The organism is Desulfosporosinus lacus DSM 15449 (genome assembly GCF_900129935.1).
In the GTDB taxonomy this organism is placed as follows: Bacteria; Bacillota; Desulfitobacteriia; order Desulfitobacteriales; family Desulfitobacteriaceae; genus Desulfosporosinus; species Desulfosporosinus lacus.
In genome coordinates this window covers 708,795-722,160 of sequence record NZ_FQXJ01000003.1, presented here as the reverse complement: position 1 = coordinate 722,160, position 13,366 = coordinate 708,795, and the positions used below count along the sequence as shown (strand labels likewise).

The following is a 13,366-nucleotide window of genomic DNA, read 5'->3' as shown; positions in this document are numbered from 1 at the left end:
AAGTGATTCCTATCATTTGATTTAAATCAAGCCTCTTTTTTTGAACACTCAATCTTCCTCACTCTATATTGAACATCCTCAAGTATCTTTCGGTTGGCCGCGATAATATCCGCTTGCAATCCAACGATAAAGATTTGCACACCCATTAAAATCAGAACAGCTGATAAAATAAGGGACTGAATATGTCCATCTCCTGCACCTACCAAATAGTAAAACAAAAATCGAACGCCAATGGCAACACCAAGCAAAAAGGCAATGGTCCCCCATGATCCAAAAAACTTAAGAGGCTTGTACATCATAAAAGCTCTTATAATCACCGAGGCAGACCGCTTCATATAGGCCCACATGTTTTTAAACAAGCGGGATTCCCTTGTCTCTGGATTGGTTCGGATGGGAACGGAGGTCATGGCAATTTTATTGTGCCCGGCCTGAATGATAGTTTCCAGAGTGTATGTATACTCGTTTACCACATTCAGACGCATTGCTGCCTCCCGGGAATAGGCGCGAAACCCGCTGGGGGCATCCGGAACTTTTGTCCCCGATGCCAACCGCACCACCCAACTACCTATATACTGAAACTTCTTTTTCTTCCACGAAAAATGCTCAGTCTCATTAATAGGGCGCTCGCCGATAACTATATCCGCTTTTTCCTCCAGAATTGGGCTCACCAACTTTTCGATATCCGCTCCGCGATACTGGTTATCCGCATCAGTGTTGACAATGATATCTGCGCCAAGGTGCAAGCAGGCGTCAATCCCCGCCATAAACCCTTTCGCAAGACCTTTATTTTGCTTAAAAGACACTATGTGGTGAAATCCTAGCTCCTGTGCCACTTCAACGGTTCGATCGCTGCTGCCGTCATTGATGATGAGATACTCTATTTCCTCAATTCCATCAATTTGTTTTGGCAAATCCGCATAGGTTACCGCTAGGGTTTCCTCCTCGTTATAGCACGGTATTTGAATAATAAGCTTCATAATGATTATATCCCCTTTGTTAATTCAGTTAATTAACATTATAATTCTTTCGATAATTTCTGACCAATATCCATGTTTAATCTATCCGATCGTTAATTAGAGGGTTCTTGCTTATCAAGCTCTTAAGGACAGTATGCCTCTTATCAGTATTATTTTTTTGGATACAATTCTCACAAGTATATTTGCCAAATTAGTTTTCGGCGAAAGTAATGAAGCATCTACCAATATGTTAACTGTTATGCTGAATTCCCTTTGCCAGGATTCTATTTTGATTTCACCACGATAAGCTCATATCCATTCAACCTTACTACATCTGATGCACCCACATGCACCCGCACCTCGATGTCATCGACAGACGAATCAAGCGACACCTCACCAGTGGCCAATACACCGGTAGGACCGTTACCTGCAATTGAAAGCGGAAATTTCGCATGTTGGATTGTACCCTTATGTGATACCACATCCACCCATGCATCCTTAATCGCACTGGCCTCACCCTTAACTGTGAGGCGGTAGCGCTCAGCATTGAGAGGCTGATACGGACCGTAGGCTAGAAAACCAGCTTGACTCGTCGTAAACATTACATTCTTCTCAACGCGACCGACTTGATGAAGCGCAAAATCAGTTGTGAAATAATCCCTCTTTAGACCAAGCGGCGGGCTTGGCATATCTGTCGCTAGAATATTTAGAAGTACCGACGAATCTGCCTGCGCTGCATATGCCGGTTTCAGGCGCACCACCGCATAACGTTGACGATGAACAACTTCGAATAATTTTGATGCTTCGAGTTCCTTCTCGGCCGGTTTGAGCTCAGCCTGATATTTGTCCGGGTACGGCCAAGCATGAGCAGCCCAAAGCATGTCAATGTAAGGCAATACCACGGCATTCGCCTCACCCGTCGCGAGCAACTGTGCCACGCGACCTGAAAACCCGGGATCAACCTGATCCATTTTAAACTGTTTCATAATGTCTGGCCAGTGCGTACGTGCTTCGGCCAGATTCTTGTCACCACCGACGTTGAAAGTTCGAATACCCAACTTCGGTGCTAGGTAATTCACCAGAAAATCGTTCCGATACGGCAGAAACGCTACTGTCTCACCAGGCTTAAGATCTTGGGAAAGTGGTTTCACGAGATCATGATCCAATGCTAAAAACATAATACGATTGTTTTTAGCTGCCTGCCATTGACCGGTAAGATTCGGCAGGTTATTCAAAATCAGAAAAACGATTAGACCAATAATAACAAATCGGGCAGAAGAGGACTGCTTTCGCGCCAATAGCAACAACACCAATGCCCAAAATCCAAACATGCCCAAAGCACTCCAGCGATAGGCTGCGCGCATATTATTAAATCCCGGCACATATTTAGACAGAACTGCGTTGCCAGTGGGCGCAATAGCGAGGTCAGCGGGCATTAAAGCACTCATCTGATGGGGCATAGCGATCTGCATGGATTCCGGTTTGGTTGAATCAACCTTCAGCGAGGGACCTAACGCCATATAAAACCCGAAAAGCGCCAATATTAAAAAGCCAGTAGCTAACCTGGAACTTTTACGAGTCGACCACCAGGCCACGGCACCTAATAGAATCAAGGGTAGAGAGAATGTCGTTACCCATACAGACGCGTCACCAAAAAACTGCGCATCTGAACGTGCAACACTTAACCTCAGTAAATCCCATAACCAAAGCATACCCTTCGTTGGGATAGCGATAAACGAGAGATCAAGCCCCCAACCGCGAAAGAAATCCATCAGTGCAGGACTATAATCCGCCTTGCCGATATATAACGCGTAAAGCCCATAAGCCCAACTAAAAGCCAAAACATGAATGGGAAGTGCGTATTTTATTAAATAAGTGCGCATCTCTTTATAATGAATAAGAATATAACCCGCGAAGATACTCGATCCGACAGCAAAAAACATAAAACTGTAGCCATCCATGAATACTGCGATGATAGGAACCACCAAGTATCCAATCATCGACTTCAAATTGGCTCGCCCCATCGTCACAGTATTTACTAGAAAAATCACTACAGTAGAAAAATAGAAAGGCAACAGAGCAATACCCAGACTAAGCATCGAATATCCCGCATGCGCCCAAATGATGGGAGCACTCGTCCACAACAGAGCACCCAACGCAGATAAGGATGCCGACAGCCCCAGAAAACGCCCCACTCGCCAAGCACCCCAGAAAGCCACAGTTAGCCAAACCGCAATCATGATCGTATAGGCGTCAGATGGATTCAACCCCATCGCGATCAATATTCCAGCCGGGTAAGCACCCGCTAAACCGAAGGCGATCGAAGCTGGATGGGGATATCCAAAATTCGTTGCTTGAATGGAAAGTAACGAATTTTGAATAAACGAGAGTGAAAACCCTGTCGTCCAAACAGCCTGTGCCAGTGTCGGTAATGACCAAAAGGGCACCGCACCATTTATAAAAAGCATAAAACACCAAGTAGCAATAGTAAACAGGGAGGCTAGCATACGGTGACTCATAATTAATCTTATATTCATACTTTACTCCGTTTCCTAAGATTCGCAGGCCTCTAAAAATCTCCCAATATTGTCACTACTCGTCCTATCGTAAACGGCCAGCACCAAATCCGCCTCTTTAACTACGCCGTACAAAAAACTGGATAAATTCCCTTACGCCCACTCCGGCAGGTGTTCCTTGCGTGAGTAGTCCAGCGAGACAGACAATACAAAAATGCCCCTACCAGTCCAAGTATCATCCTGGCAGTCAAGGAATCTGGTGAAATTAGTAATAGCACTTCGTTAAGTATTAGCCCAAAAACTACCAAAAAGGATAGCAACCTACGACAATGCCATTGTCTACTAGTCCCACGACATGTGAACAAAAACGAAAAACAATAATGCAAGTAGAATCGAAAACTCAAGCCACTAAGTGACATAGCCAATAAACCAAACAAAGCCAGTGAACAAATTAGTTCCCATCTTCTGAAACCCACCCTGAGCAAATCCGCCATCTAATATTAACATAGGCACTGGTGTTAACTAGAAGTTAGCTCAATACATACCTATAAGCCTCCATAGTTTTATTCAGTGTATTCTCCCAAGTAAATTGCTTTGCTCGTTCGAAGCCCTTTTGCTTCAGTTCTTCTTTTATTTCACGACTGCCAAGAATCCCCCTAATAGTTCTATTCATATCCTCTTGATCACGAGGATCAAAAAGTAACGCCGCATCTCCTGCAACCTCAGGAATAGATGAAGTGTTTGACGCAACTACAGGGGATCCACAAGCCATTGCCTCCAGTATTGGAAGACCAAATCCCTCATACAGCGAAGGAAAAACAAACAGTTCAGCAGAACTATATAAAGCAACAAGTTCCTCTTGCTCAACTGAACCTAGAAAATAAACATTGTTAGCTTTCATAATTCCCTTACTAAACCCGCTTCCCCTCCAGTCCCCCCCCACTACAGCCAAATCTACACTATACTTCTCGCTAATTCCTTCAAAGCTATTTATTAATCGAGCTACATTCTTTCTCGGCTCATTTCCTCCTATCGTCAGGAGAAATGGTCGCCTAAGTCCAAACTTTTCTCTAACGTTTTTTAACCTATTCATTTCGAGAACTGGTTTAAATTCTTTCCCGCACGCCAAAGGAATAACCCTTATCTTTTTGATTGGTACATCTAAGTACTTAATAATTTCATTCATAGAAAATGCTGAATCTGTAATTATCATGGATGACCGTGATATCGCCACTTTTAACGCTAAATTATAATAAGTGCGTTCCACAAATGTCTTGAGATATTGATCGCTAAAGACTAAAGGAATTACGTCATGTATAGTTACAACAGATTTACAGACCTGTTTTATCGGGAGTCCATGATTCATAGGATTATGCAGAATGTCAACTTGATTTTTACGGAGAAGATTCGGTAGTTTTTGCTGCTCCCACCACAGTCTGCTTAAACGGTTTATGTAACCTCGTAGCTTCTGTCTTGAAATTATTACGTTATCTGCAACCGATACCGTCTTTATTGTTGCAGGAAAGAGCTTAGGAAGTCCTTCAAAGAGAGCTTGACTATAATTTCCGATACCTGTTCTTGGCAACGCCCTCATGTCGATTGCCACTTTCATCTCTTGACCTCCATTTTTTATTATAAATGAGCTGTCTCTAAAATACCTCATTAAGCAACTTTTGCGCGCTCTCTCTCCACGTAAGGTAAGGCATCCCTATGGACTGCGGAGTTTTGCCTTCGCTATCCAGTGTTAACCATCTCTCAATGGCGTCTGCCAAAGCTTGTGGTTTCTCTCCCACAAAATAAAATGCATGCTCGGCAGCTACTTCACGAAATACTGGGATGTCACGGGCGATGATGGGCAGTTTATGCTGCGCGGCTTCAACGAGAGGCAGACCGAATCCCTCGCCTTCGCTGGCGGCGATGAGGCAGGTACTTACGGCATAGACCTTTTCTAGATATTCATCGCTGATCCCATCCAGCCAGAACAGATGCTCATTTAGTTTTATGTGGTGACGTAGCTTCTCAATAAGTGCTTCGACCTTCCAGCCTTGCTTACCGACGATAACAAGATTAGCATCAACACCTTTGGCCCAAAGCCGATCCATGGCCTCTAACGTCTGAGCATGACCTTTGCGAGGTTCAATTGTTCCAACCATCAAGAAGCTAGAGCGTTTACGAATTTTCTCTATCACTGCATCGGCATCATCAGACAGACCGCTAGAAGGTACTGAGTTTTTAATGTCCGCACCAAGGTGAAACCAGCCAATCTTGAATGACCGCAGCCGGTGAGGAGCATTTTTCTTGAACCACCCGCTCAGTTCATTAGCCACGGCTTTAGAAATGCACACCGCACCATCACTTTGAAATACCACATCTAGCCAGTCTTTATGCAGTTGTGCAATCCCTTCTGGAAACGCCCGTGGCATCATGAGCGGTAATAGATCGTAGACCATAAACCTAACTTCAGTGCCATGGCGACGCATCTGCTGATAAGTTTCTTGTTGCTTCAGAGCGACATGATGTTGAAGATCCAACCCTAAGAAGAGATCACCAGACCGATATTCGATAGGGTCATCAGTCAAGCCGGTAGTCGGACAGCCTAAAAATCCTGCGGTAAAACGACGCGCATATCGATAGCCCGCATCAAGCGGGGCATACACGGGTTCGACCCGCCACCCTGAAGGCGGATGCTCAAGCCAGACTCGAAGGATACTGCGCACCACGCGCTGGATGCCAGATTTGGCGTCGCCTTGAACCAGCACCGAAATATCAACAAGCAATTGCCTGGAAGCAAGTTTAGTTGGCAATGAATGCGCGATACAACTGGCTAGCGTCTGATAAGCCGAAGAATCCTTCGGCGCAGATTCAATCCGGGCAATCGCCTGCGTCAACCCAGAAATACCTGTAAAAGCTTTCTTGTACATACCCTCGATTGCATCACAATACTGTTTGGCACAAGCACGAGGCGCATTATTGGTAACAATAGCCTCCCGGGCTTGCTCTCCCAGTCTTTGACGCAACGACTCATCCCGCCATAACACCTCCAAGGCCTCCTTGAGCTCATCCTCGCTAAATTCATCTGGAATTTTCCATACCACGTCATCAGGCAGATCTGCCATACTGCCGTTTGCATTAACGATAGTGGGCAGGCCATAATTCATGCAATCCAACACGGCGCCCGATGTTTCACCACGGGAAAGGGTGCGCAACTGCACTCCCACATCAACCGCAGCAAGATATTGACGGAAGGAGGCAATATCCAGCCATCCAGTTACTCTGATACGTTTAGTCAGTCCGCTGTTGCTTATGTCATTAAGTAAGCGCTCTCCATAATCCCCTTTATCGTTTTCCCCTGCAAAAACCAGTATGCAGCTTTGGTTTTTTGCTAGACTTGAACTAAGCCAGGCCTTTAGTAGACGCTCGTTGAGCTTGATTGGGCCTAGCAGACCGAAACTGCAAACGATGAAATCGTCCGCGTCAAAATTCAAGGCTTGACGGGCTCTGGTACGATCTTGCACTGTGGCAGGAATTCGCAAGAGCGGAACTACCAACCAATCTTGAGCCACAGACGCACCGTACCAAGACTCTGCCAGTCGCCGAGAATTTTCAGAGTGCACGATGATGCCCCGTGCATTATGCAGGACGCCGTAATTACAAGGATACTTCCATACTACTTCATCCCGAGAGGTAGCATGGAAGCGTTCTTGCATTGCCTGATAGCCATGCGCCCGATATAATTCAATAGCCCAACAATTTGGGACATCCCCGTTAAAATCTATATGGGAAACGATACCTGATAGGAAAAAATCGTGAAGTACGACCGTGCCAGGGATCTCATCAAGAAGCGCGAACATATGTTGATGAAAAGGGGAATTACCAAAGTGGTAAAGCACCCGGTCATAGCGAGGAGCGTTGGCACGGAACCACTCAACGCTTCGAATGGAACAATTTGCTTTTACCCAAGTGTCAGAAACAGTATCTTGTGCCACAATGACATCGATATCGTAGTAACATGCCAGTTCTGGCAGGAGTTCAGCACTATAGTCACTTATACCACTACGTTCAGGTAGTAATGGGGAAATGTACGCTAATTTTAGTCGGCGCGGCGAGATACAAATTGGCGTTGTCCTTTGTTCCTGATGTGCAAGCCATTTTTCAAAGGTAATAATCGTCTGTTTAGCACTATTCTCCCATGAGAACTTTCTAGCCTGTTCAATTCCGTACTGTTCTAGTTCTTGACGAAAGACGTCATCAACTAGTACTTGAGTCAGTTTTTCAGTAATTGCCATGTCGCTATGAGGATCAAAGAGGGCATCTTCTCTGCCAATAACTTCTGGCAAACTTGTTGTATTTGCACCGATTACTGCCTTTCCACAGCTCATAGCCTCTAGTGCTGGCAGTCCAAAGCCTTCGTGCCAAGAAGGAAAAATAAAGACCTTACAAAGGTTGTAAAGAACAATTAGGTCCTCTTCCGGCACAAAACTAGTAAAAATAACCTCATCGCATGAAAGACCATATTTTATGGCAATATTGTACAATCTTTCGCGGTCCTGTGGCTGAATGGAACAGACTACTGCTAATTGGTGACCATCTCGAAGTGTTTTGGACAACCTTGCATAGGCACGAATCAATCCTTCAATATTTTTACGGTGGTCGATGCCTCCAGTATACATTACGAAAGGACGTAACAGTCCATAGCGTTGACAAATTTCTGTTGCTTGAGTAGTTTTTATTAACTTGGGTTGAAAATGAGATTCGGCTGCTGTAGAGATGTTGATGGAATTGTCCGAAGAAAAGCCAAGATAAGACATGCTCTCCTGCCGTGAAGATTCTGAAATAGCAAGTAACATCTTGGCGCGGCGCAGGTGACCAAGCTTGTTCTCATACCATGACTCGACTAGTGGATTTTCCAGATACGGCTGGCGGTGAATAAGAGGAATTAAGTCATAAAGAATCACCGCTGTCGGGACTGTACTACTCAGCGTATCAATACTTGTAACAGCATCATCATTAAACCCCTCAAAAAGACTACTAATTAAAACGATATCTGGGTTAAGTCTCGCCAAAAATGCCTCTCGGGTTAACTCTGCTACGCGACGGCGCCAAATATTCTCAACATTTGAGCTACTCACCTGTCCTGGCGCATACCAGATGAGGATGTTCTCCTGCGGTAGTAGATCGACGAAAGCTGCACGGATGGGTTCAATGGTATCGGGGAAGAGGCCGTTCAATGCGAGGATTATTTCGTGTTCACCTTGATTAAGCGCTATAGCTTTAGCGAGTGAAAGAGTATAACGACCAATACCACGATTTCGGCTACCAGTTGATTGTGCTCCTTGCATATCCAGTACGATACGCATCAGTTATCCTCCTTTTGGTGCTTAGCAATTGCCCCTGTTAGATCCTCGTAAATGTGTCGTGCATGGCTGCTTAGTTGGGCAATATTGGGGTTCAGATGTAGGTTTTCTGATTGATCAGGTATCGGTAGACGAGATGGCTCAGCGGAACCAGACCGATGTACTAATATGCCATTATTGGATACCACCGAGCGAAGACGGGCTTTGAATTCAGGATGCTTAGCGAGAAGATTTGTACCTTTTGCTTTTAAACTAGGTCTTGCTAGTACATAAAGTACTGCTATGCTCACTGTGCGCTTAACAATACGTTTGGGTAGAGAGAGCATCCAACGTACCATCCTCAATAGGAAAAAAGATAACTGCCGTAGGAATTTCATAACCATACGTAATGGCCCAGTGATACGCCAGGACTTGCTGTGATAAGCAGCTTGCATCTCTTGGTTTAGACCGTCAGCCACCGTCCACCAATGTTGAGAATAATGGTTTAGTTCGTCTATTTTTGCGTTAGCTGTATTCCACTCGTCTTGAAGATGCTGAGCGCGGGCCTGTTGTTCAGTCAACGCAGTTTGTGTTTCTGTGAGCTTTTGATTTAATTCATCAAGTTGTAAAGTTTGATGCTGGTTATTGATCTGTTGTTCAACGATCGTACTATTTTGCTCTGTCATCATTCGATTAATTTCGTCAAGCTGTAAGGTTAGATACTCAATATGTGCGTTGGCTATAGACACCTCTTGGGTAGCAAAGTCATCAAACACATTGGGAGGCGTTATAAAACTTTTTCTGAGTTCTGGATGTTCTTGCGCCACGTAAAATCGATTCAAGCCATCGAAGTATACATAATCGTAATTTGCATTCAGCAAAATAGGTTCCCAGTTTGCATAATCTTCTATTTGAGTGTTCGGTAGCGTAGATTCTACTACCACAATCCACGGCCTAAGTTTAGAAAAATCAATCCCTTCGAGTACCTCATTCTCGGCACCCTCGACGTCAATTTTCAGAAAATGAATCGGAGCTATATGCAGGTTAATACAGATCTCTGTCAAGGTTTTAACATGCACTTTATACTCGACTTTTCGATAACCCCGCTCCGTCTCATGTCGTTCCGCAATTGATTTATCCATGGTAGACAAGCCCGTGTCAGGTAGATCGTAGATTATTGTCTCTCCTGACTGAGCACCCACGGCAACTTGCAGGTTAATGTCCCGTGTACGTTCACTTACTAACCTATTAAACCACTGGGAGACTGGCTCGATATTGATACCACGCCAACCGCGTTCGTAAAACGCCTTAGTTACAGAGTCATGCTGTGGGTCATTTGCACCAACATCGACATAGAATCCTATCTCTACATGCTTAAGCGCCCGCCAGAGCATAACATCTTCAAAATTCTGGGCATAAGAAATAAATCTCATTTACCATACTCCTCTATTGTTATCCTCGACTCGATCCACATACAACCAGCAAAATGCACCTTATCGATATTTATAACATTAAAAACCAAGGCAAGGTCAAGCCATTCGTAGTTAGCTGTAAGGTGCGTGTCACGATCGACCAATGCGGTCTGAATGGAGTAGCTGCCCACTCCCAGGTTTGCTTGAAAGGCGATGACGAATTCATATTCACTTCCAACATTTGGTTTGTTGATAACTTGCTTCGTATGCCAAGTGTTTGTACCATGCATTACTTGGCCTAAACGATCTTTGATACCATAGCCCAATACCAAGGTTTCAATGGATTGATAAACCTTAACCTTGATTCGTAATTCAACCCGCTCACCCACTCCGACATATTCAGCAACTTGACCTTTAGCATTATACAGAGCAACCTCTATTACTTTAGCTTCAGCGGTTCCGGAGCGTGTTTGTATGCCTCCGTTACCCATTACCACCTGTTCAATCGTGCTATTTGCTTTCTCTGCGATTAGAGCATTGTAGTAGTCGGTTATCTCCTCCGGATCGCCATCTCTAAGCAGGTGACCCTTGTCAAGTAAAATAGCCCTATCACATAAGGCCAAGATTGCTCCTTTATCGTGTGAGACAAAAAGAAGGCTTGTCCCTTGTTCTCGAAACTCGCGGATACGATCGAAACTTTTGTGCTGAAAGTAAGAGTCTCCCACACTAAGTGCCTCATCGATAATCAGAATATCAGGACGAAAAGCCGTCGCGACTGCGAAAGCCACGCGCATCTGCATCCCACTTGAGAAAGTGCGCACTGGATCTTCAAAATACTTGCCGATCTCAGCAAATTCCTCAATATTATTAATGACAGTATCGATTTGTTCGCTGGTATAACCCATTAATCCTGCCGAATGATAGACGTTTTGACGGCCGGTGAGGTCTGGATTAAACCCCATTCCTAGTTCTAAAATCGCGGCAATCTTGCCCTTCACTTGCACGCTTCCATTTGTGGGTTTAGTCGTGCCTGTGATGATCTTGAGGAGTGTGCTTTTACCAGCACCATTTTGTCCGATAATCCCCACAGCCTCTCCTGGAGAGAGCGAAAAGCTAATGTCTTCGAGCACCCATGTCTCTTTAGCCGGGTAAACATTCGGGACAAACCATGAAGCAACACGCTGAATTTCGCCTTTATACTGACGGTACGCTTTAGCAACGCCGTTTACGTCCAATGCACCACTCATAAAACATCCACCATTTCCGCACTTGCACGACGATATACAAAGACCGCAAGTAACAGCAACCCTGCTGATATGCATCCAATGACTCCTATTCCTGTCATGTTAGGAGTTTTTTGAAATACAAATATATTATGATACGCCGAGATGATAGGGTACATCGGATTGAGAGCTATATACTTACCATATCCTTTTGGCAAGATCGCCTCCATATAAACTACTGGAGTGAACCAATACCAAATCTGCAAGATGATCGGCATGATTTGTCCGATGTCACGTATAAATACATTAAGTACCCCCAAAAAAAGACCAAGTCCAACCGCAAATGCGATCGTCACAATCATAACAAAAGGTAACCATAAGATAGCTGAGGACACCGTATGACCCAGCATAGCAAAAATTACGATCACAGATACAAGCAAGAGCAGATTGTTCACAAGGGCCGAACCTACGACTATAACTGGAAGGGTGCTTTTAGGAAAAGCAAGTTTTTTCATGGTGTTACCATTATCAATAAAGACAGTCAGGCATCGATTAAAAATCTCAGCGAAGAGTGACCATCCAACAGTTCCAGCCATCAAATAGATCGCATAGGCATACTTGTTTTCAATGCCTGGTAATTTTGCAGACAAAACTTCTGAGAGGATAAACGCAAAGATCACCACTTGCGCCAATGGATTAAGGATCATCCATGCCGCCCCTAGGCGACTTCGTACAAATCGCGCACGAAATTCGTTCACTATAGAAGTTCTAATAAAATAGCGATAGTAATATAGTTCTCTGATCCAGCTCATTTAGTGCTCCCAGCCACTTCACTGCCCACCTGTTTCAGGTCCGCCACGACCATTTTTCGAACAAGTTCCTCAAACCCCACAGCCCGTTCCCAGCCTAATACCTGATATGCTTTATCAGGGTTACCAAGAAGCAGTTCTATTTCTGCCGGACGGAAAAACCGCGGGTCCACAGCCACTAAGACTTTTCCCGTCGCCCGGTCCAGTCCCTTCTCTCCTACACCCTCCCCGGTCCAATCTATTTCAAACCCAGCATGTCGAAACGCCAGTTCTACAAACTCGCGTACCGGGTGAGTCTCACCTGAGGCGATGACATAATCATCCGCTTCCTTTTGCTGAAGCATCAACCACATGGCCTTGACATAATCTCCAGCGTAACCCCAATCCCTTTTGGCATCCATATTGCCCAAGTATAGAGTGTCCTGTAAGCCATACTTAATTCGTGCCACGGCGTCTGTGATCTTTCGTGTCACAAATTCCAAGCCGCGTCGTGGAGACTCATGGTTGAATAAAATACCAGAACATGCATACATCTGGAAACTTTCACGATAATTTTTAGTAATCCAATGCCCATAGAGCTTGGCAACTCCATAAGGACTCCGTGGATAAAAGGGAGTTGTTTCAGTTTGAGGAGTCTCTTGTACTAAGCCGAACATTTCACTGGTTGATGCCTGATAGAAACGCGCTTCAGGCTTCACAACGAGGATAGCCTCGAGCAAATTGGTTACTCCAATAGCGTTAATCTCTGACGTTGCTATCGGCTGCTCCCACGAAGTGGCTACGAAGGATTGAGCGGCTAAGTTATACACTTCGTCTGGTTGTGCGATCTTCATGGCACGGATAAGTGAGGCCATATCTGTCAAGTCGGCATAGATAAATTCAATGTCCTTCTTAAGATGTTCCACAGTTCCAAAGTCAGCCTTACTCTTACGTCGAACAACCCCATATACCTTGTATCCCTTTTCTAACAAAAGCTCTGTTAGATAGGAGCCATCCTGACCAGTTATTCCAGTTATTAATGCGCGTTTCATCTAAACAATCCCTTCCTAGCTCGTTATATTTCTATCTACTTGCACAGTACACGCTTGACCACTGTAGCATATTTCCACGATCATGT

At 44.7% G+C, this 13,366-nt stretch carries 8 protein-coding genes; all 8 read right to left on the bottom strand.

The genetic code is table 11. From position 1 onward, the window contains the following. Nucleotides 1-26 precede the first annotated feature (26 nt). The 8 genes from BUB11_RS03430 to gmd all read right to left on the bottom strand — a co-directional run bounded on the left by BUB11_RS03430 (nucleotide 27) and on the right by gmd (nucleotide 13,280). Nucleotides 27-977 carry a glycosyltransferase family 2 protein gene (locus tag BUB11_RS03430; RefSeq protein WP_073027875.1) on the bottom strand — a complete coding sequence of 317 codons (951 nt, stop codon included), beginning with the start codon at nucleotides 975-977 and terminating at the stop codon, nucleotides 27-29. A 263-nt stretch (nucleotides 978-1,240) separates the two neighbouring features. After that, nucleotides 1,241-3,493, bottom strand: coding sequence for a hypothetical protein (locus BUB11_RS03425; RefSeq protein WP_073027874.1), 2,253 nt, complete (start codon nucleotides 3,491-3,493; stop codon nucleotides 1,241-1,243). 508 nt (nucleotides 3,494-4,001) lie between these two features. Continuing rightward, on the bottom strand, nucleotides 4,002-5,084 hold the full coding sequence (locus BUB11_RS03420; protein ID WP_073027872.1) for a glycosyltransferase family 4 protein: 1,083 nt from the start codon (nucleotides 5,082-5,084) through the stop codon (nucleotides 4,002-4,004). A 37-nt stretch (nucleotides 5,085-5,121) separates the two neighbouring features. Next, nucleotides 5,122-8,829 (bottom strand): glycosyltransferase, encoded by a 3,708-nt coding sequence (locus BUB11_RS03415; protein WP_073027870.1) that lies wholly within the window; start codon nucleotides 8,827-8,829, stop codon nucleotides 5,122-5,124. After that, nucleotides 8,829-10,238, bottom strand: coding sequence for an FkbM family methyltransferase (locus tag BUB11_RS03410; protein ID WP_073027869.1), 1,410 nt, complete (start codon nucleotides 10,236-10,238; stop codon nucleotides 8,829-8,831). Before BUB11_RS03410 ends, BUB11_RS03415 begins: the two co-directional genes overlap by 1 nt. Beyond that, complete coding sequence (locus BUB11_RS03405) at nucleotides 10,235-11,464, bottom strand: ABC transporter ATP-binding protein (protein ID WP_073027867.1); 1,230 nt, start codon at nucleotides 11,462-11,464, stop codon at nucleotides 10,235-10,237. Before BUB11_RS03405 ends, BUB11_RS03410 begins: the two co-directional genes overlap by 4 nt. Then, on the bottom strand, nucleotides 11,461-12,252 hold the full coding sequence (locus tag BUB11_RS03400) for an ABC transporter permease (protein WP_073027865.1): 792 nt from the start codon (nucleotides 12,250-12,252) through the stop codon (nucleotides 11,461-11,463). Before BUB11_RS03400 ends, BUB11_RS03405 begins: the two co-directional genes overlap by 4 nt. Next, entirely contained in the window at nucleotides 12,249-13,280 is a 1,032-nt protein-coding gene (gene gmd / locus BUB11_RS03395; protein WP_073027863.1) for a GDP-mannose 4,6-dehydratase, read from the bottom strand. Before gmd ends, BUB11_RS03400 begins: the two co-directional genes overlap by 4 nt. Nucleotides 13,281-13,366 lie beyond the last annotated feature (86 nt).